Source organism: Solibacillus sp. GQ1 (genome assembly GCF_059758555.1).
This window is the reverse complement of the sequence record NZ_JCAXEX010000002.1, coordinates 378,486-396,658: the sequence shown is the minus strand read 5'-3', so window position 1 is coordinate 396,658 and position 18,173 is coordinate 378,486. Positions and strand designations below refer to the sequence as shown.

At 38.6% G+C, this 18,173-nt stretch carries 20 protein-coding genes; 8 read left to right on the top strand and 12 right to left on the bottom strand.

The window, feature by feature from the left end:
• Positions 1-290: 290 nt before the first annotated feature.
• Positions 291-1,181, bottom strand: a complete 891-nt coding sequence (locus AC6CH1_RS14280; protein WP_251690055.1) for a DMT family transporter — start codon at positions 1,179-1,181, stop codon at positions 291-293.
• Between the two features lie 143 nt (positions 1,182-1,324).
• Here AC6CH1_RS14280 and AC6CH1_RS14275 point away from each other — a divergent pair, with 143 nt between their 5' ends.
• Positions 1,325-2,044 (top strand): MgtC/SapB family protein, encoded by a 720-nt coding sequence (locus AC6CH1_RS14275; RefSeq protein WP_251690056.1) that lies wholly within the window; start codon positions 1,325-1,327, stop codon positions 2,042-2,044.
• Positions 2,045-2,058: 14 nt separating this feature from the next.
• Positions 2,059-3,048: a cation diffusion facilitator family transporter gene (locus AC6CH1_RS14270; RefSeq protein WP_251690057.1), complete on the top strand. Its 990-nt coding sequence runs from the start codon at positions 2,059-2,061 to the stop codon at positions 3,046-3,048.
• A 59-nt stretch (positions 3,049-3,107) separates the two neighbouring features.
• Here AC6CH1_RS14270 and AC6CH1_RS14265 read toward each other — a convergent pair whose 3' ends face one another.
• The 3 genes from AC6CH1_RS14265 to yugI all read right to left on the bottom strand — a co-directional run bounded on the left by AC6CH1_RS14265 (position 3,108) and on the right by yugI (position 6,191).
• Entirely contained in the window at positions 3,108-4,271 is a 1,164-nt protein-coding gene (locus AC6CH1_RS14265; RefSeq protein WP_251690058.1) for an iron-containing alcohol dehydrogenase, read from the bottom strand.
• Positions 4,272-4,340: 69 nt separating this feature from the next.
• The gene (locus AC6CH1_RS14260; RefSeq protein WP_251690059.1) at positions 4,341-5,585 is read right to left on the bottom strand and encodes a Glu/Leu/Phe/Val family dehydrogenase; all 1,245 of its coding nucleotides are present in this window, start codon (positions 5,583-5,585) and stop codon (positions 4,341-4,343) included.
• A 231-nt stretch (positions 5,586-5,816) separates the two neighbouring features.
• Entirely contained in the window at positions 5,817-6,191 is a 375-nt protein-coding gene (gene yugI, locus AC6CH1_RS14255; protein WP_251690060.1) for a S1 domain-containing post-transcriptional regulator GSP13, read from the bottom strand.
• A 246-nt stretch (positions 6,192-6,437) separates the two neighbouring features.
• On the opposite strand from yugI, the gene AC6CH1_RS14250 reads away from it, so the two are divergent.
• Together AC6CH1_RS14250 and AC6CH1_RS14245 are read left to right on the top strand one after the other, a co-directional pair.
• Positions 6,438-7,766, top strand: a complete 1,329-nt coding sequence (locus AC6CH1_RS14250; protein WP_251690061.1) for a sodium-dependent transporter — start codon at positions 6,438-6,440, stop codon at positions 7,764-7,766.
• A 115-nt stretch (positions 7,767-7,881) separates the two neighbouring features.
• A complete protein-coding gene (locus tag AC6CH1_RS14245; RefSeq protein ID WP_427712429.1) occupies positions 7,882-8,088 on the top strand; it encodes a helix-turn-helix domain-containing protein in 207 nt (68 codons plus the stop codon).
• 37 nt (positions 8,089-8,125) lie between these two features.
• Here the strand turns inward: AC6CH1_RS14245 and AC6CH1_RS14240 are convergent, their stop codons facing one another.
• Entirely contained in the window at positions 8,126-8,386 is a 261-nt protein-coding gene (locus AC6CH1_RS14240) for a DUF1871 family protein (protein WP_251690447.1), read from the bottom strand.
• Positions 8,387-8,464: 78 nt separating this feature from the next.
• Here AC6CH1_RS14240 and AC6CH1_RS14235 point away from each other — a divergent pair, with 78 nt between their 5' ends.
• Positions 8,465-9,640 (top strand): MalY/PatB family protein, encoded by a 1,176-nt coding sequence (locus tag AC6CH1_RS14235; RefSeq protein WP_498318110.1) that lies wholly within the window; start codon positions 8,465-8,467, stop codon positions 9,638-9,640.
• A 79-nt stretch (positions 9,641-9,719) separates the two neighbouring features.
• Here the strand turns inward: AC6CH1_RS14235 and AC6CH1_RS14230 are convergent, their stop codons facing one another.
• Both AC6CH1_RS14230 and AC6CH1_RS14225 read right to left on the bottom strand, forming a co-directional pair.
• A complete protein-coding gene (locus tag AC6CH1_RS14230; RefSeq protein WP_251690064.1) occupies positions 9,720-9,953 on the bottom strand; it encodes a hypothetical protein in 234 nt (77 codons plus the stop codon).
• Positions 9,954-9,975: 22 nt separating this feature from the next.
• Positions 9,976-10,563 (bottom strand): peptidylprolyl isomerase, encoded by a 588-nt coding sequence (locus AC6CH1_RS14225; protein ID WP_008408840.1) that lies wholly within the window; start codon positions 10,561-10,563, stop codon positions 9,976-9,978.
• 199 nt (positions 10,564-10,762) lie between these two features.
• On the opposite strand from AC6CH1_RS14225, the gene AC6CH1_RS14220 reads away from it, so the two are divergent.
• Positions 10,763-11,971: an MFS transporter gene (locus tag AC6CH1_RS14220; RefSeq protein WP_251690448.1), complete on the top strand. Its 1,209-nt coding sequence runs from the start codon at positions 10,763-10,765 to the stop codon at positions 11,969-11,971.
• A 121-nt stretch (positions 11,972-12,092) separates the two neighbouring features.
• On the top strand, positions 12,093-13,943 hold the full coding sequence (locus tag AC6CH1_RS14215) for a transglycosylase domain-containing protein (RefSeq protein ID WP_498318109.1): 1,851 nt from the start codon (positions 12,093-12,095) through the stop codon (positions 13,941-13,943).
• Between the two features lie 64 nt (positions 13,944-14,007).
• On the opposite strand, the gene AC6CH1_RS14210 is transcribed toward AC6CH1_RS14215, so the two are convergent.
• From AC6CH1_RS14210 to AC6CH1_RS14200, 3 genes are all read right to left on the bottom strand, one after another.
• Positions 14,008-14,568 carry a YufK family protein gene (locus AC6CH1_RS14210; protein ID WP_498318107.1) on the bottom strand — a complete coding sequence of 187 codons (561 nt, stop codon included), beginning with the start codon at positions 14,566-14,568 and terminating at the stop codon, positions 14,008-14,010.
• Positions 14,569-14,663: 95 nt separating this feature from the next.
• On the bottom strand, positions 14,664-14,861 hold the full coding sequence (locus AC6CH1_RS14205; RefSeq protein ID WP_251690067.1) for a hypothetical protein: 198 nt from the start codon (positions 14,859-14,861) through the stop codon (positions 14,664-14,666).
• 120 nt (positions 14,862-14,981) lie between these two features.
• On the bottom strand, positions 14,982-16,481 hold the full coding sequence (locus tag AC6CH1_RS14200) for a leucyl aminopeptidase (protein WP_251690068.1): 1,500 nt from the start codon (positions 16,479-16,481) through the stop codon (positions 14,982-14,984).
• A 154-nt stretch (positions 16,482-16,635) separates the two neighbouring features.
• Between AC6CH1_RS14200 and AC6CH1_RS14195 the strand changes: the two genes are divergently transcribed.
• The gene (locus tag AC6CH1_RS14195; protein ID WP_427712445.1) at positions 16,636-17,118 is read left to right on the top strand and encodes a divergent PAP2 family protein; all 483 of its coding nucleotides are present in this window, start codon (positions 16,636-16,638) and stop codon (positions 17,116-17,118) included.
• A gap of 81 nt (positions 17,119-17,199) precedes the next feature.
• On the opposite strand, the gene AC6CH1_RS14190 is transcribed toward AC6CH1_RS14195, so the two are convergent.
• Together AC6CH1_RS14190 and AC6CH1_RS14185 are read right to left on the bottom strand one after the other, a co-directional pair.
• Entirely contained in the window at positions 17,200-17,526 is a 327-nt protein-coding gene (locus tag AC6CH1_RS14190) for a YuiB family protein (RefSeq protein ID WP_251690069.1), read from the bottom strand.
• A gap of 122 nt (positions 17,527-17,648) precedes the next feature.
• Positions 17,649-18,146 carry an NUDIX domain-containing protein gene (locus AC6CH1_RS14185; protein ID WP_498318104.1) on the bottom strand — a complete coding sequence of 166 codons (498 nt, stop codon included), beginning with the start codon at positions 18,144-18,146 and terminating at the stop codon, positions 17,649-17,651.
• Positions 18,147-18,173: the final 27 nt, after the last annotated feature.

Here is an 18,173-nt window from a genome sequence, read left to right as displayed (position 1 = left end):
CCGACTTCGTTAGAAGTTGAAATCTATTGTTTGCTTCATTTAAGAAGCTTGTTTCATTAACGTTGCTTGTTCAGTTTTCAAGGTTCATTGTGCTCCCAAAAGGAACTTCTCAATGTTATCATTTTATAACTATTATGTCAATAACATTTTCTAATATTCTTTCGCTTCAATAGCGACTTACATTAGTATATTACAATGTTTTATTGAAGTCAATAATTATTGTAAAATATTTTCGAAGTAACCATCCTCTTAAGGACAAGTAATAATATACCTCAAAAGGATAGTTAAAATCAAGCTTTTTTTCTAAAAAACTTTTTAAAGTCTACTACAAACAACATAATCCCCAAAATAACGACTAATCCGCCTACTATTTGGGAAACAGTCAAATATTCATTGAAGATTAAAATCGCAAGTAACGCTGCACCAACCGGTTCGAATAAAATCGCAATCGAGATTACATTCGTACTTGTCCATTTCAATGCCCAGTTGAAAAGATTATGCCCTAATAAGTTTGGAATAATCGCCAATAAAATAAACCACATCCAATCAATCGCCGGATATGGACCGAATGATTCCCCTTTTATAATAATATAAAAGAATAAAGTAATTGTACTTACGGAATACACGACCATCGTATAAGTAACAAGTGATAATCTTTTCCGTACATCCTGCCCGAACAATAAATAACCTGTTATTAAGGCACATGCAATTAATGCTAATATATCCCCGTAAAGTGCCGTACCGCTAATTTGGAAATCTCCCCAGCTAATAAGGACGCTGCCTAAAATCGCAATGCCCCCTGCAATAAATGTCTGCAGCGTTATTTTTTCTTTGAAAAATAAATACGTCCCGATAAATGCAAACAGCGGCTGCATTGTTACCAGTACAGTAGAACTGGCTACAGAAGTGTAATTTAATGATTCAAACCATAATATAAAATGAAATGATAAAAATACCCCTGCGATTGATGAAAATATCCAATCACGTTTTGACAGCACTTTTATTTCATTGCTATATTTCATTAAAAACCACGGCAGCATTATCAATATCGAAAACAGCATACGATAAAATGCAATAACTCCAGCATCTGCACTTGCAAGTTTTACAAAAATTGCAGAAAGGGAAACAGAGATTACGCCAATAATAATAGGAATATACGGGTGGATTGGTGGTTTATCCACTATAACCCCTTCTTTCTATATATATATCATCTAATACGAAATATTTTGCGATACCTCATATTCACATTATCAAACTATACCTTATTAAAGATTTTTTTTCGAGAGGATTTGAATTCCATTTTAAATGAAGGAGATGTTTGGATATGGAATGGTTAGCGAATGATAAATTTACCGTAGAAATTTTATTAAAATTACTAATTGCGGCTACACTAAGTTTAATTATTGGTATCGAAAGGGAATTGAAAAAGAAGCCAGTCGGTTTAAAGACAAGTTTAGTAATCGCGACATTCAGTTGTTTACTTACAATCATCTCAATTGAGACTGCCTATTCAACACCTGCACGGGACGATATCAACATTACGATGGATCCATTACGTTTAGCCGCGCAAATTGTAAGCGGTATTGGCTTTTTAGGTGCCGGTGTTATTTTGCGTAAAGGGAATGATAGTATTACCGGACTGACAACAGCCGCCATGATTTGGGGAGCCGCCGCCATCGGAATTGCTGTAGGCGCTGGTTTTTATATTGAAGCATTTATTACGGTCCTGATTGTCGTATTGGGTATTGAACTTCTTGCTCCCTTCCTATTGAAGTTCGGTCCAAAACGTCTAAGAATGCGCGAAGTTTCTTTAATTATCAATACCGACCAAGCGGACAATATAAAAAATGTCGTGGATTATTTGAGGGAGCATGATATGTATATCGATAATATTTCAATCCGAGATGTACCATTTTCCGAAAAACTATTACATGAAATCGATATACGATTATCTACCGTCGAAACGAACCATACTATCGAACTTTATAACCGGCTTCGGAAATTGGATTATGTAGTAAATATTAAAATCGAATATTTAGATTAACGGAGGAAAACGCAATGGGAGAATTTTTCAAATTACTAAAGGATGGTAATAAACCGTCCTTACTCGCAGCATTCGTCAATACATTTTTAGGAACGATTAAAGGGGTTGCGTTCTTCTTTACAGGAAATGTTGCGATGTTTGCCGAAATGATGCACTCTTTCGGGGATGCCGCAAACCAATTTTTCGTATTCATAGGGTCTGCCTTAGCAAAAAAGGCGCCTACTCCAAAATTCCCGAATGGATACGGACGTATTGTTAACTTAGTCTGTTTGGGCGCCGTTTTAATTGTAGCAATCCTTTCATATGAAACAATTAAAGAAGGATGGCATCATTTTATCCATCCTGCATCTGAATCTTCAGGAATTTGGATCGCTCTTAGCGTATTGGCAATTGGTATTATTCTAGAAGGTTTTGTTTTAAATAAAGCTGCAAAAGAAGTGCTTCATGAAGTTAGCGTAGAACCTAAGGGGATAATAATTCTCCAGTCTGCAAAATATTTAAAGCGTGCAAAACCGGCGACAAAGCTTGTATGGATGGAAGACTTAGTGGCGACTTCGGGTAATGTCCTGGCGTTTTTAGCAATTGTTATTGCATATTTCACCGAATTTTACCGATTAGAAGGATTTATTTCAATGGTAATCGGTTTAATGATGTTTTACGTAGTTGGCCGTGTCTTTTTAGATAATGCACGTGGTGCAATCGGTGAAACGGATGAGGAAATGCTTGTGCATATCGGAAATCTTGTGATGGAAGATCCGCATGTAACAGATATCGCACGACTTGAAGTAATCAAAGAAGGCGAATTTTTACATGTGGAACTTATTGCGGAAACAGATCCAAGTTTGTCTCTCGCTTATTTAGATGATGTACGCGATCATTTAACAACACTGCTGTTAAACCAAAAAGGTGTGACAAAAGTTACGTTGGCGTTCGATGAGGATAATGGAGAACGCAGCTGGAAACATATCGCTACAAAACCTGAATCAGAAAAAGGCATGATTTAATTGAATCCAATAAAAAGGAAGCTGGTCCCACTATCCGACCGCTTCCTTTTTTCACGTTCTTATAAAGACATTTCTAAAATTTTGCGTACATCGTCTGCTTCAAGTTTATTGAAGTTGCCGAACGGACCATATACTAGGCAATGCTCAACCATTTCTTCGAAGTGTGTAGCATCAATATCATAGTCAGCTAAGCGATTTGGGGCACCAAGAGATGTCCAAAACGCAGATAATGCTTCAATACCTTCCAATCCAACTTGTTCCTCTGATTTGTTTGTCGGATCAATATTGAACACATTTACAGCTAATTTTGCAAAACGCGAAGGATTCACATGTAAATTATGCTTCATCCAATTCGGGAATAAAATAGCTAAGCCGCTTGCATGTGCAATATCGTAATATGCTGAAACCGCATGCTCAATGTTATGTGTTGCCCAGTCACCGCGTGAACCTAATGCAAGGAATCCATTTAAACCGATAGTTCCCGCAAGCATTAATGTTTCACGATGCTCGTAGTTAGAAGGATCTTTCAATGCTTTTGGCGCAACTTCAATCAGCGTGCGTAAAATCCCTTCGCTCATTTCATCTGTAATCGGCGTGTTTGTCGCATTGTTGAAATACTGTTCAAAAATATGCGACATTGTATCAACAACACCATTTACCGTTTGATTTGCCGGCACCGAATAAGTATAAGATGGGTCTAAAATCGAGAATTTCGGGAAAGTTGCGGGACTGCCCCAACCATACTTCTCTTTTGTTTCTAAGTTTGTAATAACCGAACCTGAGTTCATTTCAGATGCTGTCGCAGCTAATGTTAAAACAGTCGCCAATGGTAATGCTTCAGTTGCCATTACTTTTCTAGTTACGATATCCCAAGCATCCGCTTCCACCTTTGCACCTGCAACGATTAATTTAGAGCAGTCAATTACTGAACCGCCCCCTACTGCTAATACGATATCAACCTGATTTTCTTTACAAATTTCAATACCTTTACGCGCTGTTTCTACACGAGGGTTTGGCTCGACACCAGATAATTCGAATACGTTCATATTCAAGTCATTTAAAATGGTCATAATATCATCGTATACACCATTCGATTTAATACTTCCTCCACCATATACAATTAATATATTCTGGCCGTATTGCGGAAGTTCTTTTCGTAAATGTTCGATACTCCCTTTACCAAAATGAATCTTTACTGGATTATAAAATGAAAATTCGTTCATCAATGGTTCCCCCTATTTTTCAAAAAAGTCCCACTCCAATTATAGGAGTGAGACTTAATAATATAATGATTATACCCATCCACGGAAGCGAGAGGCCTCGGCAGTACGGCGTACACCTACCATATAAGCAGCTAAACGCATATTAATATTGCGGTTTTGTGCTGTTGTGTAGACATTTTCAAACGCAGTAGTCATTTTAGAATATAATTTTTCACGTACTTCTTCTTCCGTCCAATAATAACCCATATTGTTTTGAACCCATTCAAAGTAAGACACCGTTACACCACCAGCAGATGCTAAAACGTCTGGTACAAGAAGAATACCGCGCTCTGTTAAAATCTTTGTCGCTTCAGCTGTTGTTGGACCGTTTGCTGCTTCTACAACAATGTTTGCCTTAATTTGATGTGCGTTGTCTGCTGTAATTTGATTTTCAATGGCAGCAGGCACTAAAATATCGCAATCCAGTTCTAGAAGCTCTTTGTTTGAAATTGTATTTTCAAACAATGTCGTAACCGTACCAAACGAATCACGGCGATCTAATAAGTAATCAATATCCAAACCGTTCGGATCATGCAACGCACCGTGTGCATCTGAAATACCAATGACTTTTGCACCTAAATCGCTCATAAACTTCGCTAAGAAACTACCTGCGTTACCGAAGCCCTGAATAACCACTCGTGCACCTTTAATATCGATATTGCGCTTTTTTGCAGCTTCTTCGATGACAATTGTAACTCCTTCCGCAGTTGCACGGTCGCGACCTTGTGAACCGCCAAGAACGATTGGTTTACCTGTTATGAATCCTGGCGAATTAAATTCATCCATACGGCTGTACTCATCCATCATCCAAGCCATAATTTGAGCATTTGTAAATACGTCCGGTGCCGGAATGTCTTTCGTTGGACCAACTACTTGACTAATCGCACGAACATAACCGCGACTTAATCGTTCAATTTCGCCCATTGACATTTCGCGTGGGTCACAAATAACGCCACCTTTACCTCCACCATACGGAAGATCAACAATGCCACATTTTAACGTCATCCACATCGAAAGCGCTTTCACTTCTTCTTCCGATACCATCGGGTGGAATCGTACGCCACCTTTTGTTGGACCAACTGCATCATTATGCTGTGCACGGTAACCAGTAAATACTTTTGTCGCACCGTCATCCATTTTTACAGGAATACGCACAGTCAACATACGAATCGGTTCTTTCAGTAATTCATACATTGCTTCATCATAGCCTAGTTTATTTAATGCCTCATGAATTACTTCTTGAGTTGATGTAAATAAGTTCAAATTTTCAGCCATTTTATTATTCGCCTCTTTAAATTTTGATTTATTTGGGTCTTTCCGCCAACATTGTAACATACTTTATTCAGAGTTTGTTAAATATTTAGCCACATTTTATACACTTTTAATATTTCCGTTGATAATTAATGAAGAAAGCGCTTTTTTCACGAAATTTGCTCAAAACTGACCAATTTCCCCCATATAAAAAACATGTCCAACTTATTAAAAAATAAATTGAACATGTCCTGCTTAGTGTCCAGATTGTTCGATCCAATCTTTCAATTTTTCCTTTAAAATTTGAAAGCCATCCGCATCCACTTCATCAACCCGATCTTGCAAAGTACGTCGAGGCGGCATATCCCTTTTCCGGTGAAACGGTACTTCCTGCAATTCGCGTATCGATAAGCTTATTTTTTTTTGATCTGTATCCACATCCAGAACTTTAACTTGTATTTCATCCCCGACGGATAAAAAATCACTTACATCCTTCACAAAACCGTATGTGATTTCAGAAATATGCACAAGTCCCTGCGTAAATTCATCTAAAGCAACAAAAGCTCCGTATGGTTGAATTCCTGTCACTTTACCCGTTAGCACGTCACCCACTTCAATTTTTTTTGCCATACTTTGTTCCTACCTTCTTTTCGTATATACGTAAATGTCATGTTAAATTATAACATATGAGACGGACTGTAACAAAGAATCGCTTTAATCTAGCGTTTTTAAGTCATTAAATAAGAGTCTTACTAAAAAAATATGAAATTTTTTTCTCTTTCTATAATTACATTCAATAAATTCACAAAACTTTTTGCTAAATACGTGAATCGTACTGTAAAATGAGTAATTGCATATATATGAGGAGGTTTTGTTTTGTCATCTAGAGATCAATTTACATCTAAGATCGGATTCATACTTGCAGCAGCAGGAAGCGCAATCGGTCTTGGCGCGATTTGGAAGTTCCCCTATATGGCGGGGACCAATGGCGGTAGTGTATTTATTATTTTGTTTGTTATATGTACAGTTTTAATTGGCTTGCCGATATTAATTGCGGAATTTATGATTGGACGACGCGGTCAAAAAGATCCGATTACATCTTTTAAAGAGCAGGCTCCAAATAAACCATGGTTTATGATCGGTTGGATCGGTCTTGTTGCGTGCGGGTTAATATTATCCTTCTATAGTGTTGTAGGTGGTTGGATATTGAGCTATATAGTTCGGGCCGTTAGTTTTTCACTTACAGGACAAGGGGCTGATTTCAGCACTTTGTTTTCAGATATCATTTCCAATCCATGGGAAGTGTTAATCGCACAAGCTGCTTTCATGCTTCTAACATTATTCATTGTCCAAGCAGGGATAAAAAACGGGATTGAAACAGCGAGTAAATGGATGATGCCGATTTTATTCTTATTTTTCATTTTGCTGTTTATCCGTTCCATTACATTGGACGGTGCGATGGAAGGTGTTAAGTTCATGTTCATTCCGGACTGGTCTTACTTGAACGGCGATACGTTAATGTTAGCGTTAGGACAAGCATTCTTCTCTCTTAGTATTGGAGTTGCGGCAATGATAACATACGCATCTTATTTATCTAAGAAAGAAAAAATTGTAACTTCAGCAGTCAATGTAGCAAGTATGAATATCGCGATTTCTTTATTGGCGGGTCTTGTAATATTCCCTGCCGTATTCGCATTAGGGTTCTCTCCTACAGAAGGACCGGGCTTAGTATTTATTATGATTCCAGCTGTTTTTGAGCAATTGCCATTTGGCGGGTTTTTATTGCTCGTCTTTTTCATCTTACTTCTGTTTGCAACAGTTACTTCAGCGATTGCATTGCTGGAAGTGGTCGTTTCCATTGGTATTCGGGAAAAAACTGCCCAGCGCAAAAAAGCATCTTGGTTATTAGCATCAATTATTTTTGTCATCGGTATTCCTAGTGCTTTATCATTCGGAATTTTATCGGATATCACCATTTTTGAACGTTCCATTTTTGACTTTGTCGATTATGTAACGAGCGCGATTTTAATGCCGATCGGTGCCTTTTTAACATCTATTTTTGCCGGATATTATTATTCAAAGAAAATTTCTCGTGAAGAAATGATGACATCACCAGTTGTTTATAATTGCTGGCTGTTCATTGTACGCTATGTAGCACCACTTTCAATTGCAGCTATCTTTATTAATAAAGTTTTCTTTAGTTAAGCTTGAAAAACTTGTTCGATATGAATTCGGACAAGTTTTTTTATTTTCACAACTAAGAGGACTTTATAAGTTGTTGTTCATATGATAGTAAACATATACGGGGAGGAGATGGGAAATGAAATTGCAGTTTCAGGAACAGTTAAAAACTTTACGTTCGGAAAAGAATTTATCAATTGAAGAGCTTTCATTACGAACACAAGTAAGTATTGAAAAACTGACAGCCTATGAAAACGGTGAGCAAATTCCTTCAACCCAAAACATTTTAATTTTATCGACTGTTTTAGAAGTACCGGTTTCTAACTTAATTGACGGATTACATTAAAATGCGGGCGACCTCAACTTACAGGTCGCCTGCATTTTTATATAATACACTTCGCTTCAAATTTTACGGCAATTAATTTATATGCGATTGCAACACATTGCTCAAAAGGAATCCATTGTTCAAAAGAGTATTCATAAACTCTTTGAATGACTTTCGCCAATGTTGTTGGATCGTCAATATTTTGAAGTGCAGCAACTACATCTGCCGTTTCAGTCGCATAACTTTCGGAACCGTAGCTAAAAGGATCCCACTGTTCCAATAAATGTACACACTTTTGATTCATTTCAATATTATCCATTTGATTCACCTTACTACCTCTTATAATAGTTAGTATGATACCATAATCTGAAAGAAAGCATAAGAAAAGAGGGTTTAAATGTCTATTTTTAATAAAGTTCATGAGCGTCGCAGTTCCGCATCTGTAAAATGGGATATGATGAATGTCGTCTACAATTTGAAAGATACAACAGAATTACTTCCGATGTGGGTAGCAGATATGGACTTCCCTCCGCCTGCAGCTTTAACAGAAGCGTTAAAAACTCGATTAGAGCATCCTATCTTCGGCTACACTTTTGCCGACAATGATGTAAAAAATGCGATTGTTCACTGGTATAGTACCCGCCATCAGTGGACGATTGATCCGAACACGATTATTTTCCAGCCTGGTGTTGTGCCGGCAATCGCGACCGTTATCGAAACCTTTACAGAACCTGGCGATAAAATCGGTATGTCTACACCAGCGTATCCTCCATTCACAAATGTACCGACTGCTCAGAAACGCGAAGTCGTGACATGTGAATTAACCGAACAAGACGGTCATTATATGATGAATTTTGAGGAGCTTGAAGAAATATTCCGCTCTGGTATTAAACTGTTTGTTTTATGTAATCCGCATAATCCTATCGGTATTGTATGGAGTCCAGAAGAGCTGGAACAGTTAGTTGCGCTCTGTATTCAATATGATGTGTATCTATTATCCGATGAAATTCATGCCGATATTTCAATTCAAAAATCGTATACGCCTGTATTAACATTAGCGAAAGCAAACGAGGCAAAAATCATCACATGTATTGCACCAACGAAAACATTTAATATTGCAGGAATTCATGCCGCAATGATTGTCGCACCAGACAAAAAACTATTTACGGCAATCGAGAAAAATACACAGGCACACGGGAATTTAGGTTTAAATACATTTGCTTCGACTGCCGTAAAGGCTGTCTATACAGAAGGAGCTGCCTGGTTGGATGATCTTCTTATTTATTTAAAAAACAATATGGAATATGTTGTGAAAGAATTGAACGCTATTGAAGGACTTGAAGTGGAAATTCCTGATGCGACATATTTAATGTGGATTGACTACCGTAAAACAGGTATTGAAGAAAAGGAATTAATGGCACGTCTTCTATCGGTAGGACAAGTTGCATTAGATCCAGGGACAAAATATGGGGAATCAGGAAGAGGCTTCTTACGTATTAATGTTGCTTGTCCATTTGAAATGCTGCAGGACGGTGTTGAACGCATTAAACGAACAATGGCTACATTCGAATAAACAATCAAAAGGGGCAGCCCGGAATTATTAATTTCCGGAATGCCCCTTTTTCTATTCCATCATTTGATTATTGTTTTTATTATTCTTCCTTAGCGTTTTCTTTAGCGATACGCGCATCACGTTCTTTTAATGCGCGTTCTTCTAAAATTTTAGCCTGTGCAGCTTGGCGAGCAGCGATACGGCGGACGAACCGGAATGTAACCAAAACAATAATCAGTAAAATGGCGAATTCAATTGCAGCGGGAAGATACAATGACTTGTCTTCCGGGAAATATAAAAAGCCACCAGAGAAATTCATTAAAAAATGGTTCACGTGCCCACACGTCCTTTAAAAGTTAGTCAATTACTGTGATTGACTCAATCTTAACATCTTCTTTAGGCTTATCGTGCATATTTCGGTCAACTTTAACAATATTGTCAACAACATCCATACCTTCAACAACTTGGCCAAATACTGTATGTTTGCCGTCTAACCATGGTGTACCGCCGTTTTGTTTGTAAAACTCAACTTCATCTTTTGACCAGCCGCGCACTTCCATTTGTTTTAACATAGATACTTCAACTTGAGGTGCTTGAACGATGAAGAATTGAGATCCATTCGTACCAGGACCTGCATTGGCCATTGATAATGCGCCACGGATGTTCATTAGTTCAGGAACACACTCATCTTCGAATGTACCGCCCCAAATAGACTCGCCGCCCATACCAGTACCAGTTGGATCTCCACCTTGTACCATGAAGTTCGGAATTACACGGTGGAAAATAATACCGTTATAGTAACCTGATTTTGCATGACCTAAAAAGTTTTCAACTGTTTTTGGTGCGTGCTCCGGGAATAATTTAATTTTGATTGAACCCATAGTTGTGTTCATTTCTACCATTACTTCACCTGGATTTAGTTCTTTCGATAATTGTGGAAACATTTTTGTCTCTCCTTTAAATAAAATGTGGAATGGATGGGTATAGGTATAGAAACCAAACTTCCCCTTTAATACCAAGTCCAAGTTTACCATAACTCTAATATTTTAAGCCACTAACTTGCGAAGGACTTCCTTCGTATTCCGAAATAAGTTATACTAAATATTAATTTAAAAGGAAGAAAGTGATAATTTGAAGCAAAATATGAGACATAATTTCATCATCATTTTAATAGCAAACTTTATTGTTGCGGCTTCTGTTACGATGATTATGCCGTTTTTGTCTTTATATATTGATACACTCGGCGACTTTACAGATAGCTATGTACAAACATGGGCAGGAATAATCTTTGCTGCAACATTTGTTACGGCATTTTTAATGTCTCCGATTTGGGGGCGGATTGCTGACAAATACGGGTACAAGCCGATTATGATTATCAACTGCTTCGGCGTTGGGTTAAGTATCTTTTTAATGGGTTATGTTCAAAATGTCGAGCAGTTCTTTTTACTGAGGCTTGCGATGGGTGTTGTGACAGGCTTTATCCCTACTTCTATTGCATTCATTAGTAAGCATACTCCGAAAGAAGTGGCCGGGAAAACGCTCGGGACATTGCAGATGGGCAGTGTCGGCGGAACATTATTCGGTCCTGTATTAGGAGGCTTAATGGCAGATACTTTCGGGTTTAAGTACACTTTTATCATTACAGCAGTCACAATTACAATTGCTGCGATAATTATCATTTTCGGTATTCATGAACCGACCATTATCCGTAAAGTTAAAAATGCCATTTATTCAAGGAAAAATGTAATCTGGGCTATTTTCCATCATCGCCTTATTTTAAATGTAATGTTCGTAACTTCACTCATTCAGATCGGGAACTTTAGCATTCAGCCATTGCTGTCTCTTTACGTATCTGAACTTACCCCTTCTCAAGAAGTAGCCATGCTCGCCGGCGTTACCTTTAGTGCCGCTGGGCTTGGTAATATATGTTTCGCGAGATTTTGGGGGAAATTGGCCGACCACTATGGATATGAAAGAATTTTATCGTACTTGTTAATCCTTGCCGTCATTTTTATCATTCCACAGGCATTCGTTACGGAGTTATGGCAGCTTATTATACTACGATTCTTATTTGGTATTATATCCGGCGGTCTCATTCCGATTACGTCCGCGCTCATTCGCCGTGAAGCACCAATTGAAGTGCAAGGCGAAATTATGGGCTATAACCAGAGTTTCCGTTTCCTTGGCAATATTATCGGACCGGTATTAGGCGGGGTTGTAGCAAGCTTTGGCGGGATTCATTCCGTATTTTATACGACCGGCCTATTATTTTTAATCGGCTTTGTCATTATGTCCTTTTTGAAAAAGCTTCCGACGCAGTACATGGACGAGATGTTGAAAAAACATGCTTAAATGTTCAATGTATATATGGTATCTTTAAAAAACAACAGATGATTACGCTTAGTACGTTTTCGTTTTGTTGTTTTTTGTTTGGACAATTATAATGAATATCCTATTTGGGGGCCAATTATCCATGAAACAACTTTTCGGCTACATTGTCATTTTATGTAGCATTCCTTTACTTCTTCTGATTGGGAATGAGGCTTGGAAAGAACTAGTGAAAGCGGAGCAGTATGAACAGTTAATCAAGAAATCGATTAAGCTCCCTGAAGTAACTTCCACATCGCCCATTACCTTATATGATGCAAACAACAAAATTTTCAGTGAAGAATATACTGAATGGTCACAGCCACTTTCGCTTGATGAGGTCCCTGAAATTGCAAAACAGCTATTTATATACAGTGAAGATGAAAGTTTTTATGAACATATCGGTTTTGATGTGAGTGCAATTGCCCGCGCGCTCATCGCAAATAAATCGGAGCAGTCTATCCAGCAGGGCGGTTCCACCATTACACAACAGCTTGTCCGCATGCGTTATTTAACAACGGACAAAACATATGAGCGGAAACTGATGGAGCTTTTTTATGCCTACGAAATTGAGAAATCTATTTCAAAAGACGAAATTTTTGAGATGTATTTAAATGAAATGTATTTCAGCAATCAAGTATACGGAATCGGAGCTGCGGCAACTTATTATTTCAATCGGCCGTTATCAAAACTTTCCATTCCCGAAATCGCTTTTATCTCGGCTATTCCGAACAACCCCTCATTATATGATCCGGTCGTGCACTTCAAAAATACAAAAAGCAGGCAGGAACGGTTAATCGATAAACTGACAGAGCATAGGGTTATTACAGCTGAAGAAGCAAAGATGTATAAAAAAGAACCGATTCAATTAAATATTAAACAAAAAGCACAGCAGTATCCAAGTTACAGTACATTCGTTTTACAGGAGCTGAAATGGCTCATTGCCGAACAAACGGGTTACCGTGAAAAGATTGATAATACACCTGGTAAAATGGAAAAGGAATTTCTACAGTTAGAGCTGAAGAAAAAAACGGACGCAATTTTACGTCAAGGTGTTCATGTATATACTGCGCTGCAACCTGAGAAACAGCGACAGGATGAAGCGGCCATTAACCGCATTTTACCGAAGACCGATTTACAGGCAAGTGCAACGATTATTGATAATGAAACACGAGAAGTGATCAGTATTTTTGGCGGGAAGAATTATAGAAAGCATGATTTGCACCGTGCATTCCAATCACCTAGACAGCCGGGTTCTGCATTTAAGCCCATCAGTGTGTTTGCCCCTTACTTTGAAGAAACTTCCGCAACACAATATTCGATCGTAAATGGCGGTCCGTACTGTGTCGGGAATTTCTGTCCGAAAAACTATGGACGCATTTGGTACAACAATATAACCGTGGAAACAGCATTCAAAAACAGTATTAATACAAGTGCATTACGATTGTTTAATGCCATAGGGGTCGATACAGCATTTCGTTATATTAACCGGTTCAATTTTGAATCGATTATAGAAAAAGACCGCACATTTGCCGCAGCATTGGGCGGGTTAACATACGGTGTGACTTCACTGGAAATGGCCGATGCATACTCCAGCTTTATCGACGGCTATTATGTACCTGTTCATAGCATTCGTAAAGTAACGGATTTAACAGGAGAAACGATTTTTAGCTGGCCGCACAAACGTGAGGAAATATGGTCTGCCTCGACAACGAAAACGATGCGCAGCCTTTTGAATGAAACGGTAGCTACAGGCACAGGAAGAGGTCTTTATAGCTCATCCGGCTTTATCGGTGCCAAAACCGGAACGACGAACGAATTTAAAGATTATTGGGTTGCCGGATTGACGGATGACTTTACGGCAGCCGTCTGGATAGGCTATGATCAGCCCCTTTCAATGGAAGCAATCGAACGCGCAAAAATTCATTTTTCTATATTCAATGCAATAACAGAATAAAAAAAGCTTGTTAGTTTTAAATAGCGCACCTCCCCCGCTAAAATCCTAACAAGCTTTTTTTATACTATGCGAACGGCAAGCTCGCAAGAATTCCGTTGTATAGCTTAATCACGGCATAGACGACGAGAGCCACTAATAGAAACCAGGTAATTACTTCATAAAAGATTAATCCGATCACTCCTGGAATGGACATATACTGACTCTTCTTATAAACGTTGTAAATAAAATAACAAAAAATCGTGAACATAAAAATGCCGACTAAAATCGGTAAGGATTGACTCCCAATTACCGAAGCAAATGCTCCGAAAAAGAAGATGACATATCCACCGCGTGCTGCATGGATCGTTTGCCCTTCTTTATCTTTTGAGAAGAACAGCATTCCAAGCTCATGAATCGTTTCACCGATCAGCTTCAATGCTGAAAAAATCATGAAAAATAGTAGCACAAATACAATCAGTAATACGAAACGCAGCTCCATATCCGATAAAAACTCACGCATTCCATTATAGAGACCGATTGCACGGATTAGTTGTAGCGATTCTGATATAGCCAACATACTGAATGAAAAACTGAATAAAATAATTGTAATGAATGGTAAGTAGCCATATAAATATGGATTTTTCATAATTTCGTTCCCTCAAAACTCGTAATATTTCTTTTCCTCATCATAGCTAACAATGTGGGGACGAGCAAGCCTCTCCTTATCTACTTACCGCATTCTTACCAGTAGCGTCTCGGATAGCGCGGATAATACGGTGGATAGTAGTAATTAGGCGGATACGGTTGATAATACGGTGGATATGGTCCGTAACGATTATTATTCAGCGACCCCCCTAAAAAACCTCCTAAAAAGCTCCCTAAAAACGGAACCCCAAATGGATATCCAAATCCAAAACCTGGATTATAACGATTAACCATGTTCATGTCCTCCTCCCTTATGAATAGTGTATTCATAATTATGAGAGCCACTAGTCACCCGCCTAAAAATGAAAAAGATGCCTTGCAAGTTTTTCCTTGCAAAGCATCCTGTCATGTTGATTAGATATCGCGTAATTCTACTAGTGTTGCCAAAGTACGTACCATCGCACCTGTGCCGCCTTTTGGTCCCAATGCATGCGGTGCATCCGCATCAGAAGTTCCTGCAATATCAAGGTGAACCCAAGGAGTACCTTCTGCAAACTCTCCAACAAAGCCGCCGCCGAAAATCATATGGCCGTCACGACCCGGAGAGTTGTTTAAATCTGCCACTTCGGATTTACGGATACGCTTTTTATCGCTTTCTGTTAACGGTAAGCGCCATACGAACTCACCTGTTTCAAGTGCCGCGCCCATAAACTCTTCGAAAAATTCTTCGTTATTTGTTAAAGCACCTGTTTTATCTTTACCTAATGCAACGATTACTCCGCCCGTTAATGTCGCTACATCGATTAAATAGTTGGCACCTTGCTGTTTCGCATATGTCATAGCATCTGCCAGTACTAAACGGCCTTCCGCATCTGTATTTAATACTTCAACCGTTTTGCCGTTGTACATAGTAATAACATCATCCGGCTTAAATGCATCCCCTGATACCATATTGTCTGTAGAACCGATAACGGCAACGACATTTTGTTTCGGGCGTGTTTCACCGATAATGCGCATTGCACCAAGAACAGCGGCTGCACCACCCATATCACCTTTCATGCCGACCATGCCTTCACGCGGTTTTAATGAGTAGCCGCCTGTATCGTATGTTACACCTTTTCCGACAAAGCCGATCACATCTTCCCATTCTGGTTTCCCTTTATATTTCAATGTGATTAAACGAGGCTCTTCTACAGAACCTTTATTGACAGATAAAATACCGCCCATACCCAGTTCTTCCATTTGGGCTTTGTTTAAAATCTCAACCTCTAAACCATAAATATTGGCAAGCTCTGTTGCATAATCTGCCAAATCACTTGCTGTCAGTAAATTAGGAGGCAAGTTGATTAATGTACGCGCTTCATTAACCGCATCCGCATAAATTTTCCCTACTTCGAAATTACCGATCACATCTTCCATATTCGCTTCAGTAACAAATTGAATTTGATCAAAATATGTTTTCGGCTCATTTGAAGTCGTTTTATAATTTTGTACTGAGTAATAGCCTAGATTTAAACCTTCACCAGCTAAATACGCAACTTCCGCCTCTTCCAGCTGATCTGTTGTAAACGATTCTACCCAAACTGCCACATCACTTACTTTTGATGCTTTCAGTTCTTTACCAACTGCTGCAAATACTTCACGTAATTCGTTTGCTGTTATATTTTTACGTTCACCAAGACCGACAAAGTAAATACGCTTAAGTGAAGAGTGGCTGCCTGAATACGGTAATTTCGTTATTTTTTTTGTGTCTGATGAAATTTCACCTGCATGTAGCCATGTATCAATGATATCTCCGTAAAATTCACTAAACGCTGACCAGTTTTTCATTTGTTCACGATGTTTTTGTACTCCGATAATCAATGTTTCCGAAGTTTGTGTTTCAAACGTTTTTGCTGTTGATTCAATATTCATAGTTAAAACCCTCCTAATGTATAGTTTCATTATATACAAATTTTTTTAATTCGGGTAACGAAACATCCAATAATTTTTATTTTTCTGCAAGTTTAAATTCAAACGATTATAGGGAAAATGATATAATTATAGCAATGAGGAGAAAGTAGGTGTAATTATCGAACTTCTACAAAATACGCCGCTTTGGCTTGGGGTTTTTGCGATTGTTTTTGCGCAAATTTTAAAAGTACCAATCCATTTTATCGTAACGAAAAAAGTGGATTGGAGCTTGCTGACATCTACCGGTGGAATGCCAAGTTCCCATTCTGCAGCTGTAACAAGTGTTGCGACGGCGGTCGGTATTGAGACCGGATTTGATTCACCCACTTTCGCTGTTGCAGCGATGCTGGCAGGAATCGTCATGTACGATGCGAGCCATGTACGCTTTCAGGCTGGGCAACACGCGGCCGTTTTAAACGAACTGCGCCACGATCTCCGTTTGTTTTTTGATGAAATTAAACGTTGGCCGGAAATGAATGAGCAAGAAAAAATAGAGGATTTAAAAACATTATTAGGTCACAAAAAAAGTGAAGTATTCATCGGAGGATTGGCAGGAATTGTTTTTGCGGCTTTATGGTACACCATTCAAGTGTTATAAAAAAGGGGTATGTTAAAGGCTAAATCGGCTTTTAACACACCCCTTTATTTTTTTTCGTTGCGGATACTCCGCTAAAGTAAACTAAAACATGCGATATCCTGCTTTTCGCAGCGCAATCATGACAAAGCCCGACACGATCGCCCCGCCAAAACCACCCGATAAGACAACAATATCAACAACCTTTAATGCTTGAATTTTATCGATTAAAGCCGGAAATGCTGTCCCTGCCTTAAAGAAATAATCCAAAAAGCTTACTTCATCAATGATAAAAATTACGACAACCGGATAGACAATAGCCATTAACCATGTCATCCGCAATAACATATTCAATAAAAAGCCGATACCGAAAAACATGACAAAAAACAATACGACGGAAATGATTACTTGTACTAGCGAAACATCATTCATGTTATGTATACCCCCATTAATCTATCATAATTTTACATGATATAACAGGTCCTTTCAATTCAACATCCAAAATAACGTATAGAATACTAATATTGTCAGAAATACTTCATAAAGTAAATCATTTATTTTTTGAAAAACAGATGGTATTCACTATAGCCGAATACGTCCCCCGGGTTCACACCTTCAATAATTGGGTGAATATGTTGTGCCGCATGCTGGTTTGCCATTTCTCTGAGCATAACCGATGACAGTTCATGGTGAATAATTTCACTCGGTGCCATCCAGCATGCTTCACCGATTTCTCTTTCCTGCAAAGTAAAAGGCTGATCATTATCCACCGGCTTACAATAAAAAATCGCCATATTATCACTAATATCATTGAGGATTACACCGGAACGGAAGCCGACAAGTCCCTTTACTTCACAAAGAATCCCCGTCTCTTCCATAACTTCACGCGTCGCAGCCGTCGTAACTGTTTCGGCTGGCTGGACAAACCCCGCAGGTAATGACCAAGCCCCTTTTAGTCCCCCATATGTTTTTTTTACTAGCAGCCATTCTCCTGATGAATTTTCAACAATTGCGGCAACTCCAAGCCAAACTTTTCCTCGATCCTTCTTCATAAATAACAATCCCCTTTGCTATGCTGA

What these genes read in the sequence shown, in the direction of transcription:
- yugI (WP_251690060.1), bottom strand. Translation starts at nt 6,191, where the DNA reads ATGGCAAAAAAAATTGAAGTGGGTGACGTGCTAACGGGTAAAGTGACA.
- AC6CH1_RS14275 (WP_251690056.1), top strand. Translation starts at nt 1,325, where the DNA reads ATGGAATGGTTAGCGAATGATAAATTTACCGTAGAAATTTTATTAAAA.
- AC6CH1_RS14270 (WP_251690057.1), top strand. Translation starts at nt 2,059, where the DNA reads ATGGGAGAATTTTTCAAATTACTAAAGGATGGTAATAAACCGTCCTTA.
- AC6CH1_RS14240 (WP_251690447.1), bottom strand. Translation starts at nt 8,386, where the DNA reads ATGGATAATATTGAAATGAATCAAAAGTGTGTACATTTATTGGAACAG.
- AC6CH1_RS14235 (WP_498318110.1), top strand. Translation starts at nt 8,465, where the DNA reads ATGTCTATTTTTAATAAAGTTCATGAGCGTCGCAGTTCCGCATCTGTA.
- AC6CH1_RS14215 (WP_498318109.1), top strand. Translation starts at nt 12,093, where the DNA reads ATGAAACAACTTTTCGGCTACATTGTCATTTTATGTAGCATTCCTTTA.
- AC6CH1_RS14205 (WP_251690067.1), bottom strand. Translation starts at nt 14,861, where the DNA reads ATGGTTAATCGTTATAATCCAGGTTTTGGATTTGGATATCCATTTGGG.
- AC6CH1_RS14210 (WP_498318107.1), bottom strand. Translation starts at nt 14,568, where the DNA reads ATGAAAAATCCATATTTATATGGCTACTTACCATTCATTACAATTATT.
- AC6CH1_RS14260 (WP_251690059.1), bottom strand. Translation starts at nt 5,585, where the DNA reads ATGGCTGAAAATTTGAACTTATTTACATCAACTCAAGAAGTAATTCAT.
- AC6CH1_RS14245 (WP_427712429.1), top strand. Translation starts at nt 7,882, where the DNA reads ATGAAATTGCAGTTTCAGGAACAGTTAAAAACTTTACGTTCGGAAAAG.
- AC6CH1_RS14190 (WP_251690069.1), bottom strand. Translation starts at nt 17,526, where the DNA reads ATGAATGATGTTTCGCTAGTACAAGTAATCATTTCCGTCGTATTGTTT.
- AC6CH1_RS14225 (WP_008408840.1), bottom strand. Translation starts at nt 10,563, where the DNA reads ATGTTTCCACAATTATCGAAAGAACTAAATCCAGGTGAAGTAATGGTA.
- AC6CH1_RS14265 (WP_251690058.1), bottom strand. Translation starts at nt 4,271, where the DNA reads ATGAACGAATTTTCATTTTATAATCCAGTAAAGATTCATTTTGGTAAA.
- AC6CH1_RS14185 (WP_498318104.1), bottom strand. Translation starts at nt 18,146, where the DNA reads ATGAAGAAGGATCGAGGAAAAGTTTGGCTTGGAGTTGCCGCAATTGTT.
- AC6CH1_RS14200 (WP_251690068.1), bottom strand. Translation starts at nt 16,481, where the DNA reads ATGAATATTGAATCAACAGCAAAAACGTTTGAAACACAAACTTCGGAA.
- AC6CH1_RS14220 (WP_251690448.1), top strand. Translation starts at nt 10,763, where the DNA reads ATGAGACATAATTTCATCATCATTTTAATAGCAAACTTTATTGTTGCG.